Raw genomic sequence first — 18,632 nt, forward strand, 5'->3', positions numbered from 1 at the left:
GTTTAATCCTTCTATGCGCGCTTTGTTTTGCTCGATTCGTGTGCTACTATTTTGCCGGAGAAAACAGCAATGAAACAGAAACGTGAATTCCCGTCGGTGACGGTGACGAAGAAACAGGAGTTTTCTATCAGAAACGGTCATCCATGGGTGTATGAAGATGAACTGACGCAGTATCCGGAACGAGTGGAAAATGGCTCCCTGGTCGATGTATTCGGGCAGAAGGGGAACTATCTTGGAACTGGCTTCTGGTCCGGATCATCTAAGATCCGGATCCGGATTCTGGATCATAATGCCAACGAGAAATTCGATGAAGCATTCTTTGCACGCCGGGCTGGCTATGCCATCAGCTATCGCAGAGATGTCATGGGTGATGATTTTTCTGCCTGCCGCTTAGTCCACGGCGAAGCCGACGGACTGCCTGGTCTTACCATTGACCGGTATGGCGACCTGCTCGTCAGCGAAGTGCTTTCGTATGGCACCGATCTGCATAAGAAGACGATCTATGAGGCGATCGTGCATGACCTCGAGGCTTCCGGAGAATCGATCCGCGGTCTCTATGAACGCAATGAAGGAGAACTGCGGAAGAAAGAAGGCCTGGAACAGTATAAAGGCTGGTATGACCTGGAAGGAAAACCTCATCCGGATTCCGTGATTACCGAGATCACCGAAAACGGCATCCGATATGAAGTCGATGTCGAGAATGGTCAGAAGACCGGGTTCTTCCTGGACCAGAAGTACAATCGCCTGGCCGTCAGAAAACTGGCTAGGGGAAAGAACGTGCTCGACTGCTGCACGCATACAGGCTCTTTTGCCTTGAATGCCGCGGCCGGAGGCGCAGCATCCGTGACCGCGGTCGATATTTCAGATACTGCTCTGAAGATGGCAGAAGCCAATGCGGAACGCAATGGCATGAAAGACAAGCTGTCATTCGTGCAGGCAGATCTTTTCGATCTTCTGCCGCGGCTGATCGAGGAACATGCGCATTACAACTTCATCATTCTCGATCCGCCTGCCTTCACGAAGAGCCGCAGAACGTTCCAGCATGCAAAGAGCGGTTATCAGAAGATCAATACGATGGCAATGCGCTTACTGCCAAGGGGAGGATATCTTGCGACGGCCTCCTGCAGCCACTTCATGCCCACTGAGGAATTCCGCGAGATCCTGAAAGTTTCGGCCCAGGAAGCAGGAGTCACTCTGAGAATCATTGAAGAACGTCACGCTGCCCCCGACCATCCGGTCATTGCGGCGATTCCGGAAACCGATTATCTGAAATTCTTCCTCCTTCAGATCCTCTGAATCGTACCCCGTCAATCATTGCTTTTCCTGCTTTTCCGGGAAAAGCTTTTCGTTTCACGTTCGGGAAAAATTGCTTGTGAAAGAACAGGAAAATGCATGAAAAAAGTGCTATAATTTCACTAGATTAGGGTACGGGAGGCGTTCATGTATAATATCGATGACATAGTAGTCTATCGCAGAGACGTTTGCAGAGTCGTTGGAAAACAGAAGAGCAGCTTCACTGGGGAAATGTGCTATGTTCTGGTGCCCTACGGGGCCGTAGACAACTCTGTCACGATGCAGGTTCCTGTCTCGAATAAAGGCGGGCATCTGAGAGATGTTGTCTCGAAAGAACGGATCGATGAGCTCTGCCGCAGCGCATCCTGCATGGAAACGCTGGAAAGCAAGCCGGCCAATATGAAGAGCCAGTATGCTGCTCTGATGAAGGGAGACAGTCTCGATGATCTGGTATGCATCATCAAGACTTCTTATCAGCGCAATCATGAGCGCCTGAAAAATCACAAGAAGCTTGCCAGCATCGATGGCGAATATCTTGCCAAGGCAGAGAAGCTGCTTTATACGGAAATGTCCGTTGCCATGAATCTGCCATATGATGAATGCAAGAAGTACTTTGAAAAGCAGGTCCGGAAATATTCAGGCTGAATGAGAGGAAGAGGAGACTTCCTCTTTTTTCTGATCGTGCAGGGAACCTGCATTGATCATGAATTTTCCGGGTTTTACGCTCAGTAAATCCTGATGCTGATGCGGGCGAGAGTCGCTTTCATCATCCATTCTGAGGGGGAGTCTTCGCTGAGGCTATGCATGCAGGTTTACCGATCTGCGGAGCTTTTTTGAAACACATCAAAGAAAAAGCCAGGATCATTGAACCCTGACTCTCTTAGAAATTGTGTTTATTCTGCTGCTGCAGAAGCACTTGCTTCAGCGGCAGGAGCAGCGGCCGCAGACTGGGTGGCACGGATGCCGAAGGTGCAGCTGACCGCTACCACAGCACAGATGATCAGCGTCCAGAGCAGCTGCTTCTTTGCGCTTGGTGCTTTGCGCAGAAATGCAATGATCCAGATAATCAGAATGATCGGCAGGGCAATCCAGCCAATCACCGCAGCAATTCCGAAAAAAGTATTCATCAATCAGTCCTCTTCTTTGTTTGACGTCATTCAGTATAGCAGATTCTCACTGAACGTGCAGATGCGGGAAGACGTCCTTGAAACTTGCCTGGATCAGGAGATCAGCATCCTGATCATACGGAGTCACGCTGCGGTTGATCAGCACCAGATGCTTGCCCGCAAAGTAGCGGATCAGTCCCGCTGCCGGATAGACGACCAGAGATGTGCCGAGCACGATCAGCACATCCGCACTCTGAATTGCCGCAACAGCTCCTTCCAGGACCGGTTCGCTCAAGCCTTCTTCATAAAGTACGACATCCGGCTTGATGATGCCTCCGCAGACATCACAATGCGGAACGCCTGTACTTTCGGCGATGGTCTCTGCCGGAAAGAACTTCCCGCAGTTCATGCAGTAATTGCGCAGCACGGACCCATGAAGCTCATAGACGCGCTTCGAACCGGCTTTCTGATGCAGTCCGTCAATATTCTGGGTAACTACGCCGAGCGACTTTCCGGCGGCTTCGCAGGCTGCGATGAAGCGATGGGTTTCATTGGGCTCTGCCTTCAGATTCAGCATCTTATCCCGGTAGAAGCGGTAGAATTCCTCCGGGTTTTCTTCAAAAAAATGATGGCTGATGATCTCTTCCGGCGGAAACTTGTACTGCATGTGATAAAGACCATCCTGACTCCGGAAATCCGGAATGCCGCTGTCGGTGGATACGCCTGCACCGGTGAAGAAGACAATGTGTTTTCCCTGATCAATGATGTTCTGAAGCTTCTCCAGCTTCTGTTCCAGTGATTCTTCCATGAGACGCCTCCAGTTCTTTTCCATTATAAGTCGAATTGATCGAAGCAGCGATGCGGCAGAATTCTTCTATCAGGGAATCCGGAGCGATCACCCGGATCCTATCATAGAACTGCAGCAGCCAGCCGATCATGGTCGGCGTGACCGCAGAGCGGATGCTGGCGGTGAACGTATGATCCGTGACCTTCGAGATCAATAGATCCTGCCCGAACTGATCCAGCACCTGATTCAGCAGGGAAAGATCGAATTCCACGGTAATCGTGACCGGTGTGCCATGATACATCCGGAACGAGGACTGCAGATAGCGTTCCAGATCAAACGGCATCAGCGGTTCCGGAATGCCGGTGTCCTGGACGGAATCCATCTTGTCGATCCGGTAGTTCGAGAAGTCCTGATGCGCAGAATCCCGGAAGATGCAGTAGTAGCGGGAGGCGTCTGAAACAATGGCATAAGGAACCATATGGTAATAGATTCCGTTTCTGCGATAGCTCCGTTCGCCTGACAGCGTGCGGTCAAAATACCGGAATTCAGCTGCCGAGCCCCTGGAGATGGCCTTCAGCAGGATCTCAATGGTCATCAGCACCTCATCATTTCCGGTCTTCGGAAGAGGCGACTGCGGCAGTTTCAGAAGCTTCTGATCTGCTTCGCTGAGCAATCCCCTGATCCTGTCCGAAAGCCGCTCTGCTGTTTCAGAAGACAGGGAAGGAGACTGGGTGATCAGATCAGTCACGACAAATGCTTCTGCCGGAGTCAGCAGATGATCGATCCAGTATCCCTGCTTTCCGCCGCTGCGGCTGAAATGGACCGGAACTCCTCTGTTCTTGAGCGCCTGGACACATGCATAGATTACCCGCCGCCCAGAAGGAACTCCCTCCAGTTCCAGCGCTGCCGACAGTTCCGGCATTGAAATCCTGTGCTGTTCATCTGATTGCGACTGCAGGATTTCCTGCACCATCAGAACACTGGCAATTGCTTCATCTTTCTTCATGCTGCTATTATACCGTTTTATGCACTGTACCGTATGGCGTACAGTGCTTCTGCCGGTTCTGCTTATCATCAGAATCAGAAAGAGGTGATCCCAATGATCCGGCAGAAACATCGTTTCCAGTTCAGCATCAGTCTTCTGTTCCTTGCATATGCATATCTGGTGACCGGCTATCCTGCGGCTGCACTCTTTTTCGGAATTGCTTCGTTTCTGACTGCGCTTCTCTTTCATTCTGCCGGAACGCTGAACCGGAATCTGAATCAGGTTCTGATCTCAGCACTGATCCAGGCTGGGATGATCCGGGGGTCGGGACTGGAGCAATCCTTTCCGGAGATTCTTGTTCTTGCTGTGCTGAATGCGGCAGTTTCATCTCTCTGGCTGTGCAGCTCCCGCAAGGCAGTCCGGGAAACCATGCAGGTACTGTCACTGGCATGTGCTTCTCTTCTTGTTCTGGAGCTCGTTCTGCCAGAAGCGGTAACTTCCTGCTTCGCTGGTCTTTCATCCTGCTCTGTTTCAGAGGGCTGTCTGATGATTCTGCTGATGTTCGGTCCGATTCTGATTCCTTACGGGGTGAAACAGACTCTCATTTTGCCCCTCAAAAGAAAGGACAGATCGCTTATAATGAGTCAGATACATTCGCAAGGAGCAGGAAACTATGACGGAATGGCTGGTAGGGCACTTTATAAAAAACAAGGATGATGTCCAGAATGAACAGGTAAGACTGGCTTACGGAAATCTCTCGAGCATTACCGGAATTGTCTGCAATGTGTTCCTGTTCGTGCTGAAGTTTCTGATCGGCCTGCTTTCGAATTCCATCGCGATCATTTCCGATGCATTCAATAACTTATCCGACTGCCTCAGCTGTCTCGTGACCATGTTCGGCTATCATCTTGCCGCAAAGCCGGCTGACCAGGAACATCCGTTCGGACACGGCCGCATGGAATACATTGTGTCGTTCTTTGTCTCAGGAGTGATTCTGATTGTCGGCTTCGAGCTGTTCCGCTCTTCAATCACGAAGATCATCCATCCCGAAGAAGTTCATTTCTCCTGGACGATGGTAATCATTCTTGCTGCCTCGATTCTGGTCAAGGTGTGGATGGGCTCCTTCAACAAGACCCTCGGCAAGCGCATCAACAATATTGCGATGATTGCCACCAGTCAGGATTCCATGAATGATGTGTTTGCGACCTCTGCAACTCTGGCTGCCCTGATTCTTTCTGCCTGGATTCCTTCGATTCCGTTTGACGGCATTGCCGGTCTCGTCGTTTCGCTGTTCATCTTCTATTCCGGCTATGGCATTGCCAAGGAAATCATCGACAAGCTGCTTGGCGGGCCGGCAAGCCATGAGCTGACTGAAAAGATCCGTACGCTGATCCTCTCACATCCGGAGATCATAGGTGTTCATGACATGATGATTCATGACTACGGACCAGGCAGACAGTTCGGCTCTGCACATGCCGAGGTAGAATCCTCAATGGATTTTCTGAAGGCACATGATGTGATCGACCAGGCAGAACGCGAAGTCTATGAGAAGACGCATGTGTTCATGACGCTGCACATGGATCCGATTGATATCTCCGATCCCCAGACTAATGCCTACCGCGAAGAAGTCATGCACATTCTGCACAGCATCGATCCGAAGCTGAGCATGCATGATTTCCGGGTGGTCTATGGTCAGACGCATACGAATCTGGTCTTCGATGTGGTGATTCCGTTTGGCTGCACACATTCTTCTCAGGAAATCACCGACCGGATCAATTCGGCTCTGAGCAATCAGGTTCAGAAACTGTATACCGTGATCACATTCGACCATGAATTTACTTCCGACGCAGACCGGGAAGATCTTTAGCAGAACTTGGAAAGCAGGAAATCCAATGAAAAGACAGCAGATGACCGGCAATCTCATGCTGATCGCAACGGCATTCATCTGGGGCTGTGCCTTTGTCGCACAGTCCGTTGCGATGGATTCCGTAGGACCATGGACCTTTACCTGCGTGCGAAGCTGGATTGCCGGCTTCGTGCTGCTGGCAGTCATCCGGTTTCTGGATTCTGCCGGACTGGCCGTGAATGACTGGAAAGGGGCACTGAAGCCGGGAATCATTGTTGGCCTTGCGCTGACCGCCGCCAGCATGCTGCAGCAGATCGGCATCCAGTATACGACGGTAGGCAAGGCGGGCTTCATCACCGCTCTGTATGTCGTGCTCGTTCCGATCTTTTCTTCTCTGCTTGGCAGAAAGGTATCTTCGCGGATCTGGATCTCAGCAGGGATTGCGGCATTCGGTCTCTACCTGCTGTGCATGCAGGGAGGCTTTTCGCTCAGCCAGGGAGACTTCTTAGTATTCCTGTGCGCAATTGCATTTGCAGTGCATATTCTTGTCATCGATTCTTTCCAGAAAGTCGATGGGGCAAGAATGTCGTGCATTCAGTTCTTCACCGTCGGAATTGTCACGACTATTCCGATGCTCGTTCTGGAACATCCGGATCTCAGCAGCCTCCTTGCGGCAGCAGGACCGATTCTTTATGCCGGCATCCTCTCAAGCGGAGCAGGCTATACGCTGCAGATTCTCGGGCAGAAATATGCCGATCCTTCTGTGGCAAGCATCCTGATGAGCCTGGAATCGGTATTCAGCGTCTTAGCCGGGTTCCTGTTTCTGCATCAGGCAATGTCAGCCAAGGAATTAGCAGGCTGTGCGCTGATGTTCGGAGCAATTGTCCTTGCACAGATTCCCGAAAAGAAAACGGCTGAATCATCAGCCGTCAGATCCCGAACAGAATCAGAACACCAAGAATGACCAGGATTCCTGGTACGAGATACCGGGAATATTTTCTGATGGTCACCTGCACTGCCGGAAGTTCCGAGAACTTCTGCGCAGCATACAGAAGCACGAATGTGAGCAGGACGAAGATCACTCCGCTGACCAGCAGCTCCATTACAGTCATGGTTGAGAATACCGGAACATATGCTGCAAAGTTATCGGCACTGTCCGCAAACGTCAGCATCAGCACGCGCGGAATGGTATAAGTCATGAATGGCTTTCCTTCTGCCTGGGAAGGTTCATTGAATGAATTGAACAGATATCGCAAGCCGAGAATGATCGGCGCAATGCCGAGTACCTGCGTGAAGCGCCAGCTGGTCTGCTGGATTCCCCAGCCTCCGGCCATGCCGATGACATAGACAAGGAAGATTCCGAGAAAGGAACCGATCCAGATATTCCGGCGCTCATGATGATCCTTGCTGGTAGAGAAACTCACTGCCAGAACCAGGAAGTCATCCACTGTGGTGGAAAGAAACAAAGCAATTGCAGTAATGATTGCAGTAGTCATGGAAAGCCCTCGGCTATGGTTCTACCTTAGCATTTTTCCGGGAAAAAGAAAGACCCGGGCACGAAAATGCCGCGGGTCAGAGAACGGATTACTTCTGTTCTTCCTTCGAATCAGAGGAGCTGTCTTCTGCCGGAGTGCTTTCTGCATCAATCACTTCCGGCTTTTCTTCGGCAGGCTTTTCCGGTGCTTCCGGATAATCCTTCGCAGCAGCTACCATGAGTTCGCTGATCTTCTTCGCATAGGAGACCGGATCCTCAATCTGCAGTCCTTCAATCAGACATGCCTGATCATACAGAACTCCTGCATACTCCTTGAGCTTCTCCGGATCTGCTGCATAGACATTCTGCAGCGTATGGAAGATCGGATGATCCGGGTTGATCTCAAGGATTTTGACGGCCTTCATGCCTTTGTTATTCGGATCCTGAGACAGAACTTTCTCCATCTCGATGGACATGCCTTCATCGGCAACCAGGCAGACCGGATCGTCCTTCAGACGGGAGCTGATCCGCACTTCCTTGACCTTGCCATCCAGGGCATCCTTCATTGCCGTCAGCATATCCTTGCTGGCAGCAGCCTTCTCTTCGGCAGCCTTCTTCTCGTCTTCCGTATCCAGATCAAGATCTGCATCCTGGATCGACTTGAACTGCTTGTCATTGTAGCTCTGCATCATGCGGATCACGAACTCATCAATCGCATCCGTGAAGTAGAGAATCTCGTAGCCCTTGTCACGAACTTTCTCAAGGGCTGGCAGCTTCTCGATATCCGCAACAGTCTGGCCGGCAGCGTAATAGATTGCTTTCTGGTCAGCCTGCATCCGGTCCGCATATTCTTTCAGCGTGACATACTTGCCTTCCTTGCTGGACTTGTAAAGCAGCAGATCCTGCAGCTTCTCTTTGTCCATGCCATAGGACTTATAGATGCTGTACTTCAGATTCAGACCGAAGTTGTCAAAGAACTTCTCATATTCAGAACGTTCATTCTTCAGCATATCCTGAAGGAAGTTCGTGATCTTCTTGTCGACGGAAGCAGCCAGTGCTTTGACCTGGCTGTCCTGCTGCAGGATCTCACGGGAAATGTTCAGGTTCAGATCTTCACAGTCAATCAGACCAGTCACGAACCGGTAGCACTCCGGCAGCAGATCCTTGGCCTTGTTCATGATGAACACGCCCTTGGAATACAGCTGCAGACCTGGTTCGAAGTCCGTATTGTAGAAGTTGTAAGGAGCCTTTGCCGGGATGAACAGCAGGGCAGTATAAGAGACATTGCCCTCTACGCTGTAATGAAGAACCTTCTGCGGATCTTCCCAGTCATTGAATTTGTTCTTGTAGAACTCATTGTATTCTTCCGGCTTGATGTCGCTCTTCTTCTTTTTCCAGAGCGGAATCATCGAATTCAAGGTCTCTTCTTCCTTCGTATCGATGGTCTTCTTGTCATCGGTCGGATCCGGCACGCTCTTGGTGACTTCCATTCTGATCGGATAGCGTACATAGTCGCTGTACTTCTTCACGAGCTCGCGGATCTTGTACTCTTCGAGATAATCGGAATACTTCACATCATCCGTATCATCCTTCAGCTCCAGAGTGATTCTCGTTCCGATGGTATCCTTTGTGATCTCGGAGATCGTATATCCGTCTTCACCGGAAGAAACCCAGGAATATGCCTTGTCGCTGTTCGCACTTCTGGATTCTACGGTGATCTTCTTGGCAACCATGAAGGCACTGTAGAATCCGACCCCGAACTGACCGATGATATCGATGTCAGAATCCTTCTTTTCCAGTGCTTCCCGGAATTCCGCGGATCCGGACTTTGCGATGGTGCCGAGATTCTTCTCCAGCTCTTCGCTGGTCATGCCGATGCCGCTGTCTTCAACGACAAGGGTGCGATTCTCAGGATGCCGCTCAATTTTAATCCAGAGGTCTTTCTTATCGACATTCTTAGAAGCGTCGGTCAGACCTTCGTAATACCGCTTATCCAGTGCATCGCTTGCATTGGAAATCAGCTCCCGCAAGAATATCTCCTTGTTCGTATAGATGGAATTGATCATTAATTCCAGAAGCCGTTTTGATTCTGCTTTGAACTGTTTCTTTGCCATGTTTCAACCTCCTTGGCACTCGGCTTATCAGACTGCTAAAGAAGTTTAGCACTCATATGCATAGAGTGCAAGAGCAATTGAGCGAATTGCCTGCAAAAACCTGCTTAGCAGATGTTAGAATACAGGCAATGAGAGAACTGGATGTCGCAGAAATTCGCGCTGCGCTGAAAAAAGCATGCGGAACCATTGCCGTGCATTATTCTCCGGATATTCTGAAAGCCCTGAAGCAGGGCGCCCAGAACGAAACCGACGAACGATCCCGGTTTGCAATGGACATGCTGATGGATAATGCCCATATTGCTGAGAATGAGAACATTCCGATCTGCCAGGATACCGGCATGGCCATTGTCTGGGTGAAAGCCGGACAGGAAGTGCACTTCATCAACGGAAGTCTGCAGGAAGCGATCCAGCAAGGCGTTGCCGAGGGATACACCGAAGCCTATCTGCGTGCTTCGGTGGTTTCGGATCCGCTGTTTGACCGCAGAAATACCGGAACCAACACTCCGGCACTCATCTATACCGAACTGGTTCCGGGCAATGAAGTGACACTGGAACTGATGGCAAAGGGGTTCGGCTCTGAGAATATGAGCCGGATCCGGATGCTGAAACCGGCAGAAGGCGTGGAAGGGGTAAAGCAGTTCGTGCTGGAAACGATTCGCCTGGCTGGTCCGAATGCGTGCCCGCCGATGATTGTCGGTGTCGGCATCGGCGGAACCTTCGACTACGCTGCCGAACTTTCGAAGAAAGCACTGCTGAGACCGCTCACAGAATCCAATCCGGATCCTCGCTATGCAGAACTGGAGAAAGAACTTCTGGAAGAAGCTCAGAAACTGAAGATCGGCCCGATGGGACTGCATGGCAATACGACTGCTCTGAAGATTCAGATTCTCGAATACCCGACGCATATTGCAGGGCTGCCATGTGCTGTGAATATCTGCTGCCATGCTTGCCGGCATACGGAGATCCGACTATGAGAAAACTGACTTTGCCATTATCTGAAGAAGAGATTTCTTCTCTGCATGCCGGAGATGCGGTGGAACTGAGCGGGGTGATCTATACTGCCCGTGATGCGGCTCATAAGCGTCTCCATCATCTGATTCAGGAAGGAAAAGAACTGCCGCTGGATCTCAATGGCGCAGCCATCTATTATGCCGGTCCGACTCCGGCAAAGCCTGGTCAGCCGATTGGTTCCTGCGGGCCGACAACCAGCTCTCGCATGGATGCCTATACGCCGGAACTGCTTGATCATGGACTGAAGATCATGATCGGAAAAGGCCGGCGCAGCGAAACCGTGAAAGACGCAATCAAGACTCATCATGCCGTCTACTTCGTCGCCTGCGGGGGCGCCGGAGCCTTGCTCAGCCATTCGGTTATCGCCTCAGAACCAGTCGCATTTGCGGATCTGCTGGCAGAAGCGATTGTGAAGCTCACGGTGAAAGACTTCCCATGCTTCGTAGGAGTGGATGCAGATGGGAAAGATATCTATGATCTGCGTTAGCGCTTGCCTGGCGGGCTGCAGCTGCAGGTATGATGGAAAAAGCCATGAGATCGAAGGAATCCGGGAGCTGGTAGAAAAAGGAGAAGCAGTTCCGGTATGCCCGGAAGAACTGGGCGGATTGCCGACACCGAGGCTTTGTGCGGAGATTCAGAAAGACGGACATGTGCGCAATACTGCTGGAATTGATGTGACACAGGAATACCAGACCGGGGCAGAAAAGGCCTTGGAGATCTGTCTGAAACATGGATGCACGAAGGCTATTCTGAAGTCCTCGAGCCCGAGCTGCGGCTGCAATGGCATTTATGATGGATCATTTTCGCATACAAGAATTCCCGGAGATGGCATATTTGCACAGATGCTGAAGGAACATGGGATCAGATGCATCGATGATACAGAATGGAAGAAGGAAACCTATGAATTACTATGAAGAAGCTCTGAAACTGCATGCAGCACATCATGGAAAATTGTCTGTGGAACCGAAAGTTCCGTGTGAGAATGCTCAGGATCTGAGCATTGCCTACACGCCTGGTGTTGCCCAGCCATGCCTGGAAATCCAGAAAGATCCGGAGAAATCCTACCTCTATACCGATCGCGGCAATACGGTTGCGGTTGTGACTGATGGAACTGCAGTGCTTGGCCTCGGCGATATCGGCCCGGCGGCAGGCCTTCCGGTCATGGAAGGCAAAGCACTTCTGATGAAGCGGTTTGCCGGCATCGATGCCTGGCCGATCTGCCTGGATACCAAGGATCCGGATGAAATCGTAGCCATCTGCAAAGCAATTGCGCCGGGTTTCGGAGCAATCAACCTGGAAGACATCAGCGCTCCGCGCTGCGTGGAGATTGAGCGCCGCCTGATTGAGGAATGCCCGATTCCGGTCTTCCACGACGACCAGCATGGCACTGCGATTGTCGTGCTTTCGGCTCTGATTAACTGCATGCGGCTGAAGAAAGCAAAGCCGGAAGATCAGAAGGTTGTCATCAGCGGCTGCGGAGCGGCCGGTTCTTCGATCATCCGGATGCTGTATCAGTACGGGTTCCATCATATCTATGCATTCGATGTGGATGGATGCGTCGACCCGGATCATGCTGAGAACTACAACAGTCTGAAGAAAGAGCTGCTGCAGTATGTAAACCTCGACCATCAGCACTATGCAAGTCTCTCAGAGGCGATGAAAGGTGCCGATATCTTCGTCGGAGTCAGTGCCCCGCATCTGGTTACCCGCGAGATGGTCGCTTCCATGAACCCGCAGAACATCGTCTTCCCGATGGCAAATCCGGAACCCGAAATCACGTATGAGGAAGCCAAGGCTGCCGGTGCATGGATCATCGGAACGGGACGTTCCGACTATCCGAATCAGGTCAATAACCTGCTTGCTTTCCCTGGCCTGTTCCGCGGCGCCCTGGATTCCAAGGCAACTCGGATCACCGAAGGCATGAAGATTTCTGCGGCTAAAGGCATTGCGTCGCTGGTCTCTGAGGAAGAGCTTTCCACGGATCATGTGATTGTCTCAGCATTTGATGAGAGAGTCGTGCCGACTGTCGCCAATGCCGTCAAAGCAGAAGCGATCCGCTCCGGATATGTCAGAAAGTGAGCAGTTTTCACAGAATTGACACAATTCTTGCACAAAAATCACACGATCGGAGGATAAGATGTCAGTGTTAGTGATGAGCTGACAGTAAATTTCTTTCCCTCCTATTAGAAAATGAACCTGTATTTGCGGCAGGTTCTTTTTCTATCCTACGAATTCTTCTGGTAGCAGCGGATCACGAACTCTGCAGTGCAGGTCAGGAAGGAAACTGCTTCCAGCTTCTTCTTTCCGGCTTCGCCAGTCCGGTAAGCATACGGAGTCATCTGAAACAGATTTTTCAGCATCTCCTGGTCTGCTTCAAAATGATTGCTGAGATGCTGTTCACGGATCAGCTTCATCTGCGTTTTAAGAGGTGCTTCTTCATTCTCATACGGGTGTTCATAGAGTATTTCCTTAAGTTCCTGAAGATGAGTTCTTCCAGGGATCACATACAGAAAATATCCTCCTGGTTTCAGGATCCGTACGATCTCTTCTTCTGCGGCTGGTGCAAAGCAGGTAATTGCGAGATCACAGGATTCCTCTGCCAGCGGCAGATGAAAGATGCTGGAAATCACATACCGGGTGGAAGAATCGTGTTTCGCGGCATGCTTCAGGGCATCTCTGGACAGATCAAACCCATACTTCTCCGGGGCTGGAAAAGAACTCGTATAGTAGCCCTCCCCGCAGCCAAGATCTGCCAGCACCTCCGGAGACCGTTCCCGGATCATTTCCGAGAGCTCATTTTTCAGAAAAGAATATGCTCCGGAAGAAAGAAATGAAGTTCTTGCCAGAACCATTTCCCTATTGTCTCCGCGTTCTTTCCGGTAGGCGGGATCCAGGTTGACATAGCCCTGCCGGGCGATATCGAAACAGTGATGGTTTGCACAGCAGAGAGAGTTTCCTTCCTGGTGAAGGGCAGCTCTGCAGATCGGACAGATCAGTTTCATGCCTTCAAGGTTATCACATAATCGTGTGAAGTATCACATAGTTCTTCTTTCCTGTTGACTGTCGGTCAGTCAGGAAATATAGTTACGATGCGGGAGGTATCTGGATGGAAGAAAAAGAGAACCATGAGAATGAAGACCGCAGAGAAGAATTCATTGACGCTGCCGAACGTCTGTTCAAGAAGAATGGAGTCATGGGGACTACCATCAATGCGATCGTCAGCGAGATGAATGTAGCCAAGGGCTTGTTCTACTATTACTTCAAGTCTAAAGATGATGTGATTGATGCGATCAGCGAGAAATACAACGAAAGCTTCCGGCAATCCATCAGGAAGAATCTTTCCAAGGAAGACTGCTTCGAGGAGCGTCTGGACCAGTTTCTGGACAATACGATCGCTTCCTTCCGGCAGATGTGCGAGAACCTTCAGGGGGCCAGCAAGGATATCGATCTTTCGATTCTGAGTTCCAGAAGTCTCGATGAAGCCAAGGAAACAGCCTCAAAAGCATTGCAGGACCTTCTGGAAGAAGGCAACCGTCTGCACAAGCTTCATGTGGACAATGCAGAGTATTTCTCCAAAGTCGTAATCAGCGGAATTGCAGATCTCTGCAGCCAGGCAGAGGCAGATGGCAAGGAAATCAGAAGAGTGATTGAGGATCTCATCAGAAGATCCGGAAAGGAATAAGCATATGATGGAAGATTTCAAGAAGATGACAGATGACTGGGTCAAGTTTGTGGATGAATCCAGTGACAAAGTGGCTGATTTTGTGACGAAGAGCACCAAGGATATGACTGGCGCACTGAAGAAAGAGCGCAGAAAGATGGAACTGCGTTCGCAGATCGGCGAGCATACCAGAGCTTTGACCAAGGCTTATACAAGGCTTGGCGAAGCCTACTATGACGCAAAGACTTCCGGAAAAGAAGTGGAAGGAATGCAGGATGTGATGGATCTGGTTCATTCCAACCGCAAGGTTGTGGAACTGCTGAAGGCACAGCTGGAAGAACTTGAGAAAACAGATTCTGAGAAAAAAGACTGAATCAGAAAACACAAGCAGTGAACCGCTGAGGGATCACTGCTTTTTTTGTATCTGGAACAGAGCTCAGAGACGCATCTTTGCAGAAATCACACACGTTTGTTTGTGTCAAGACCTTAGGACCTTTTCGGACAAGCTGGAAACCGGACCGTTCATTGCGGTACCGCGCAAGCTGAGTGTGCATCATACGATGAGCGGAGGCCAGATCAATACGAAGGCCAAGGTACTCGATACTGATGGCAATGTCATCTTTGACTTATTCGCATCCGGCAAAGCAACGGGCGGCAATGCGATTGCCGACACCGTCGTCAATGGCAGGATCGCTGGCGAGCAGACAGCTGGCTGCAGCAGAAACTGATCGCTATTCTCATCAGGACAAAATGAAAACCGGAGCGATCCGGTTTTCTTATCTTACAGGGAACTGCCGATGCGCACTAGCTCTTTCAGGAATTCTTCGTCGCGGTCATCCGGCCCGCCGGTATACTGCGTGATGCTCATGCCGACAACATTGCAGGAAGCAGAAACAGAGGAAACGATTCCCATCAGCGCAGAAATAGAAATGCCGCTGTTTTCAGGATACTGGGTGAGACGGAATTCATTGGGATCCAGGCAGTCCAGACTGATATGCAGGAATACATTGCGGAAGGAACGCTGACGCAGAAGTTCTGCGACGATCCCGGGATCTTTCTCCAGCGTACGGGACTGGATGTGGTCTATGTGATGATAATCGATGAAGCGTTTCTCTGAGAGATTCACGCCGCGCGTCGTGCAGAGCAGCACCTGATTCGGATTGAGGACAGACGGAAGCGTCTGCCAGAGCTCCGGGGTTCCATGCCCGCATAAGGTGCGGAGGGCCATGCCGTGATAGAGTTCTGACACAGTATATTTCGGATTATCCAGGCCGGAATGGGATTCCAGGAATACTTCAGCAAAATCCTTCCGGCAAAGCGTATTCAGATAAGCAGCACACGCGAGATCCGAATCAGAACTTCCTCCGACCAGGAAGATCGTATCCGGACGGATGCTTTCCAGCTTGTTCTGGACAAGCTTATGCTGGAAGAGAATATCGGCGTATCCTTTCGTGCCATGATTGACGGGGCTGATCAGATCAGTAGTTACCGGAATCGTGATGGTATCGAGGCTGCCCATATAATTCTTCATGAAATAATAGGTGCTGTCATATACGGTAAGGTCTTGTCCGTTTCCCTGCCATTGCGGGAAGACGAGGTTCAGATGTTTTTTCATATCATTTCTCCATGCTGGTGTTCAGCAGATAAGTTCAGAATGCAGATGAAAGGAAGAGAGTAAAGCAGAACCACAGAATCTTCGTCGGGCCCGGGTTCCGATTGCCTGCGTGCATGTCTTAAGAATGGGTTTCATGTCTCTCTTCTCCTTTCTGTTTGGCAATACTATAATGAATCCGGATAAATTAGACAAATGAATGATTCTGATTGAATCGATCAATAATTTTCATGAAAGGGATAACACTATGAACCTGCCGCAGTATCAGGCATTTCTGAAAGTCGTTGAAACCGGCAGCTTTACAAAAGCTGCAGAAGAACTCGGTTATACGCAGTCAGGCATTACCCATCAGATTCAGATGCTCGAGAAGAGCCTTCAGGTCAGTCTCCTGAAGCGTGATCGATCAGGAATCAGCCTGACCGCAGAAGGACAGGTTCTTCTGCCGTATATCCGCAATCTTCGAACCGATGAAGCTGCTCTGCAGCAGCGGGCAATGGAACTGGTGCACGGAAACAGCGGACTGATCCGGCTTGCTGCATTGCCGGAAGTCACCAGGTGCTGGCTGCCAGGCATCATTTCCCAGTTTTCCAGAGCGCATCCGCAGGTTCAGTTCCAGCTCTTTTCCGGAACAGGGAAGGAATGCATTGCGCTGGTTCAGAAAGGAAGTGCAGATCTCTGCATAGCTGCTCTTCCGGCGGAAGCAGGGCTGAAGACGATGTTTCTGAAAAGAGATTTTCTGATGGCAGTACTTCCTGCCGGAAAGACGAAGGAAGAAACGATCCGCAGAACGGCATTGAAGAAGCTTCCTCTGATCCGGACCAGTCCGGATTATCTCGAAGGGCTGTTCAGGGGTGAACCGATTGTCCCGGTATTTCAGGTTCCCGATTCAGTCAGCCTGATTGCGATGGTGCAGGAAGGGATTGGCTGCGGAGTGCTCTCAGAGATGGAGCTGAAGCAGACAGGAAAAGGAATTGCGTGCTGCCGGCTGGAGCCTTCCGCATACCGTGATCTTGCTCTGATGCATGCGGATGCCAATCCGCTTTCGAAAGCTGCAGAAGAATTTGCACAAGCTGCTCAGGTCTGGATCAGCAGGAGGTAGGGCCATGAAGACAGTTCTGATCACGGGCGGCTCGGAAGGAATCGGATATGCCTTAGCAGAATGCTTTGCAGAAGATCATTACCGCATTCTGCTTGCCGCAAGAAATATTGAGAAGCTCAATCAAGCTTCGAAGAAACTCCAGAATACCTATCATGCAGAAACGGCGGTATATTCCATAGATCTTTCCGCTCTCGGAAATGCGGAACAGCTCTACCGGCAGATCAGAGAAGATGGCTATCAGGTTGATGTGCTCGTTAATAATGCCGGCATAGGGTTTCTGGGCAGAAGCTGGGAGATTCCGATTGAAGCAGATGAACGGCTGACCATTCTGAACGACACTTCGCTGATGACACTGACAAAGCTCGCTCTGAAAGACATGCTTGCTTCGGGAAAGGGAGAAATCATCAATATCTCCAGTACCGGCGCATTTCAGCCGGGACCGTATATCGCTTCCTATTATGCGTCAAAGGTATTTGTCGAATACTATACGCGGGCAGCGGCAGAAGAAGTGAAGCATACCGGGGTCCGGGTATACTGCTACTGTCCGGGACCGGTGGATACTGCATTTTATCCGAAGTCAGGCGGGAAGAAGCCATTCGGTGCGATGAGTGCAGAACAGGCTGCAGAATATGTTTACAAACATCGAGGGAGCCGGTGTATGATCATTCCGGGCTTTCTGAACCAGATCACGCGGATTGTTCCGACGGACCTGCGGATGAAAGCAATTCTGCTGATGAAGAAGAAAACACTATGACAAACGAATTATATGTTCCTCCGAAGCCTCTGACTGCCCGCAATATCCTTCTGATCGTGGGAGGATCTGCGATGTATGCCATGGCGGTCAATCTGTTTCTGACACCTCTGAATCTGTATGCGGGCGGAGTTGTCGGTCTGGCCCAGCTGATCCGGACTCTGGCATTTCCGCATGTGACGGGCATCGATGTTGCGGGCCTCATCAACCTGATGCTGAACATTCCCCTGTTTCTGCTTGCCTGGAAGGGCATGAGCCGCAAGATGGTATTCGGTACCGCTGTCAGCATCTTTGTTCAGACTCTCGTGCTGTCTGCAGTCAAGGCACCGGCAGCTCCGCTGCTGGATGATAAGCTTGCCTGCATCCTGCTGGCAGGCATGATCGGCGGTGCTGGCTGCGGAATCGTGCTGACAAATGGCGGCAGTGCCGGCGGCCTGGATCTGCTTGGCGTATATCTCACGATGAAGTCACGGCATTTCTCCGTAGGCTTGATGAATATTCTATTCAATGTCGGCCTCTATTCGGTGTGTGCAGTGCTGTTCGAACTGAGCACAGCATTGTATTCTGCGATCTTCGTGGCTGCATTCTCCGCAACGATTGATCGGTGGCATTATCAGAACATTGAGCTGGAACTGATGATCTTCACACATCATCCGGAGATCAAAGAAACCATCATGAAGAAGTATGTGCGCGGTGTCACCTGCTGGAAGGGCATGGGCGCCTATACCGGCAAGGAAACGGAAGTGCTTGTTACCGTTGTTGCAAAAAGCGAAGCGGAAGATGTAAAGCGGGACATTCTTGCTCTGGATCCTCATGCCTTCATCATCGTGCATCAAGGCACGGATGTGACCGGAGGATACCAGAAGCGTCTTGTCTGATTCCTTTCTGATGCA

General features: G+C 50.7%; 23 protein-coding genes. 15 read left to right on the top strand and 8 right to left on the bottom strand.

All coding sequences use genetic code 11. The features are described from left to right. The first annotated feature begins 69 nt into the window (after positions 1 to 69). Entirely contained in the window at positions 70 to 1,296 is a 1,227-nt protein-coding gene (locus C7E00_RS04940; RefSeq protein ID WP_105303234.1) for a class I SAM-dependent rRNA methyltransferase, read from the top strand. A gap of 144 nt (positions 1,297 to 1,440) precedes the next feature. Then, complete coding sequence (locus C7E00_RS04945) at positions 1,441 to 1,938, top strand: hypothetical protein (protein ID WP_105303235.1); 498 nt, start codon at positions 1,441 to 1,443, stop codon at positions 1,936 to 1,938. Here C7E00_RS04945 and C7E00_RS16155 read toward each other — a convergent pair. The 4 genes from C7E00_RS16155 to C7E00_RS04960 form a co-directional block, all read right to left on the bottom strand. Then, positions 1,930 to 2,067 (bottom strand): hypothetical protein, encoded by a 138-nt coding sequence (locus C7E00_RS16155; protein WP_167836466.1) that lies wholly within the window; start codon positions 2,065 to 2,067, stop codon positions 1,930 to 1,932. The two genes, C7E00_RS04945 and C7E00_RS16155, sit on opposite strands and share 9 nt — an antisense overlap. Positions 2,068 to 2,186: 119 nt before the next feature. Next, the gene (locus C7E00_RS04950) at positions 2,187 to 2,420 is read right to left on the bottom strand and encodes a hypothetical protein (protein WP_105303236.1); all 234 of its coding nucleotides are present in this window, start codon (positions 2,418 to 2,420) and stop codon (positions 2,187 to 2,189) included. 46 nt (positions 2,421 to 2,466) lie between these two features. After that, the gene (locus C7E00_RS04955; RefSeq protein WP_204378567.1) at positions 2,467 to 3,207 is read right to left on the bottom strand and encodes an NAD-dependent protein deacylase; all 741 of its coding nucleotides are present in this window, start codon (positions 3,205 to 3,207) and stop codon (positions 2,467 to 2,469) included. Further along, entirely contained in the window at positions 3,158 to 4,192 is a 1,035-nt protein-coding gene (locus C7E00_RS04960; RefSeq protein WP_167836467.1) for a helix-turn-helix transcriptional regulator, read from the bottom strand. Before C7E00_RS04960 ends, C7E00_RS04955 begins: the two co-directional genes overlap by 50 nt. A gap of 93 nt (positions 4,193 to 4,285) precedes the next feature. On the opposite strand from C7E00_RS04960, the gene C7E00_RS16160 reads away from it, so the two are divergent. From C7E00_RS16160 to C7E00_RS04975, 3 genes are read left to right on the top strand one after another with little or no spacing between them, the layout of a single operon-like run. Further along, positions 4,286 to 4,888: a hypothetical protein gene (locus C7E00_RS16160; protein WP_167836468.1), complete on the top strand. Its 603-nt coding sequence runs from the start codon at positions 4,286 to 4,288 to the stop codon at positions 4,886 to 4,888. Continuing rightward, on the top strand, positions 4,845 to 6,038 hold the full coding sequence (locus tag C7E00_RS04970) for a cation diffusion facilitator family transporter (RefSeq protein WP_105303240.1): 1,194 nt from the start codon (positions 4,845 to 4,847) through the stop codon (positions 6,036 to 6,038). Before C7E00_RS16160 ends, C7E00_RS04970 begins: the two co-directional genes overlap by 44 nt. A gap of 25 nt (positions 6,039 to 6,063) precedes the next feature. Next, entirely contained in the window at positions 6,064 to 6,981 is a 918-nt protein-coding gene (locus tag C7E00_RS04975; RefSeq protein ID WP_105303241.1) for a DMT family transporter, read from the top strand. Here C7E00_RS04975 and C7E00_RS04980 read toward each other — a convergent pair. Both C7E00_RS04980 and htpG read right to left on the bottom strand, forming a co-directional pair. Further along, a complete protein-coding gene (locus C7E00_RS04980) occupies positions 6,947 to 7,513 on the bottom strand; it encodes a cadmium resistance transporter (protein ID WP_105303242.1) in 567 nt (188 codons plus the stop codon). The genes C7E00_RS04975 and C7E00_RS04980 overlap by 35 nt on opposite strands. Positions 7,514 to 7,601: 88 nt before the next feature. Next, positions 7,602 to 9,605: a molecular chaperone HtpG gene (gene htpG / locus C7E00_RS04985; RefSeq protein ID WP_105303243.1), complete on the bottom strand. Its 2,004-nt coding sequence runs from the start codon at positions 9,603 to 9,605 to the stop codon at positions 7,602 to 7,604. 128 nt (positions 9,606 to 9,733) lie between these two features. Here htpG and C7E00_RS04990 point away from each other — a divergent pair, with 128 nt between their 5' ends. From C7E00_RS04990 to C7E00_RS05005, 4 genes are read left to right on the top strand one after another with little or no spacing between them, the layout of a single operon-like run. Beyond that, positions 9,734 to 10,579 carry a fumarate hydratase gene (locus tag C7E00_RS04990; protein ID WP_105303244.1) on the top strand — a complete coding sequence of 282 codons (846 nt, stop codon included), beginning with the start codon at positions 9,734 to 9,736 and terminating at the stop codon, positions 10,577 to 10,579. Beyond that, positions 10,576 to 11,103: a Fe-S-containing hydro-lyase gene (locus C7E00_RS04995; protein WP_105303245.1), complete on the top strand. Its 528-nt coding sequence runs from the start codon at positions 10,576 to 10,578 to the stop codon at positions 11,101 to 11,103. Before C7E00_RS04990 ends, C7E00_RS04995 begins: the two co-directional genes overlap by 4 nt. Continuing rightward, positions 11,090 to 11,530 (top strand): 2-thiouracil desulfurase family protein, encoded by a 441-nt coding sequence (locus C7E00_RS05000; RefSeq protein ID WP_105303246.1) that lies wholly within the window; start codon positions 11,090 to 11,092, stop codon positions 11,528 to 11,530. The genes C7E00_RS04995 and C7E00_RS05000 overlap by 14 nt, the downstream gene beginning before the upstream one ends. Further along, the gene (locus C7E00_RS05005) at positions 11,517 to 12,695 is read left to right on the top strand and encodes an NAD(P)-dependent malic enzyme (protein WP_105303247.1); all 1,179 of its coding nucleotides are present in this window, start codon (positions 11,517 to 11,519) and stop codon (positions 12,693 to 12,695) included. Before C7E00_RS05000 ends, C7E00_RS05005 begins: the two co-directional genes overlap by 14 nt. A gap of 146 nt (positions 12,696 to 12,841) precedes the next feature. Here the strand turns inward: C7E00_RS05005 and C7E00_RS05010 are convergent, their stop codons facing one another. Continuing rightward, positions 12,842 to 13,618 carry a putative RNA methyltransferase gene (locus tag C7E00_RS05010; RefSeq protein ID WP_105303248.1) on the bottom strand — a complete coding sequence of 259 codons (777 nt, stop codon included), beginning with the start codon at positions 13,616 to 13,618 and terminating at the stop codon, positions 12,842 to 12,844. A gap of 104 nt (positions 13,619 to 13,722) precedes the next feature. On the opposite strand from C7E00_RS05010, the gene C7E00_RS05015 reads away from it, so the two are divergent. Genes C7E00_RS05015 through C7E00_RS05025 form a run of 3 tightly spaced genes read left to right on the top strand, consistent with a single transcriptional unit; the run spans position 13,723 to position 15,005 of the window. After that, positions 13,723 to 14,298: a TetR/AcrR family transcriptional regulator gene (locus C7E00_RS05015; protein WP_105303249.1), complete on the top strand. Its 576-nt coding sequence runs from the start codon at positions 13,723 to 13,725 to the stop codon at positions 14,296 to 14,298. A 4-nt stretch (positions 14,299 to 14,302) separates the two neighbouring features. Continuing rightward, entirely contained in the window at positions 14,303 to 14,650 is a 348-nt protein-coding gene (locus C7E00_RS05020) for a hypothetical protein (protein ID WP_105303250.1), read from the top strand. After that, positions 14,619 to 15,005 carry an FAD-binding protein gene (locus C7E00_RS05025; protein ID WP_135358165.1) on the top strand — a complete coding sequence of 129 codons (387 nt, stop codon included), beginning with the start codon at positions 14,619 to 14,621 and terminating at the stop codon, positions 15,003 to 15,005. Before C7E00_RS05020 ends, C7E00_RS05025 begins: the two co-directional genes overlap by 32 nt. 53 nt (positions 15,006 to 15,058) lie before the next feature. Here the strand turns inward: C7E00_RS05025 and C7E00_RS05030 are convergent, their stop codons facing one another. Beyond that, positions 15,059 to 15,892 (bottom strand): arginase family protein, encoded by an 834-nt coding sequence (locus C7E00_RS05030; RefSeq protein WP_105303252.1) that lies wholly within the window; start codon positions 15,890 to 15,892, stop codon positions 15,059 to 15,061. Between the two features lie 244 nt (positions 15,893 to 16,136). Between C7E00_RS05030 and C7E00_RS05035 the strand changes: the two genes are divergently transcribed. The 3 genes from C7E00_RS05035 to C7E00_RS05045 are packed head-to-tail and all read left to right on the top strand — an operon-like array spanning position 16,137 to position 18,617. Continuing rightward, positions 16,137 to 16,988, top strand: a complete 852-nt coding sequence (locus C7E00_RS05035) for a LysR family transcriptional regulator (RefSeq protein ID WP_167836469.1) — start codon at positions 16,137 to 16,139, stop codon at positions 16,986 to 16,988. A gap of 4 nt (positions 16,989 to 16,992) precedes the next feature. Continuing rightward, positions 16,993 to 17,742, top strand: a complete 750-nt coding sequence (locus C7E00_RS05040) for an SDR family NAD(P)-dependent oxidoreductase (protein ID WP_167836470.1) — start codon at positions 16,993 to 16,995, stop codon at positions 17,740 to 17,742. After that, the gene (locus C7E00_RS05045; RefSeq protein WP_105303255.1) at positions 17,739 to 18,617 is read left to right on the top strand and encodes a YitT family protein; all 879 of its coding nucleotides are present in this window, start codon (positions 17,739 to 17,741) and stop codon (positions 18,615 to 18,617) included. Before C7E00_RS05040 ends, C7E00_RS05045 begins: the two co-directional genes overlap by 4 nt. The last annotated feature ends 15 nt before the right edge of the window (positions 18,618 to 18,632 follow it).

The sequence above is a fragment of the Anaerolactibacter massiliensis genome (genome assembly GCF_900290205.1).
In the GTDB taxonomy this organism is placed as follows: Bacteria; Bacillota_I; Bacilli_A; order Erysipelotrichales; family Erysipelotrichaceae; genus Bulleidia; species Bulleidia intestinalis.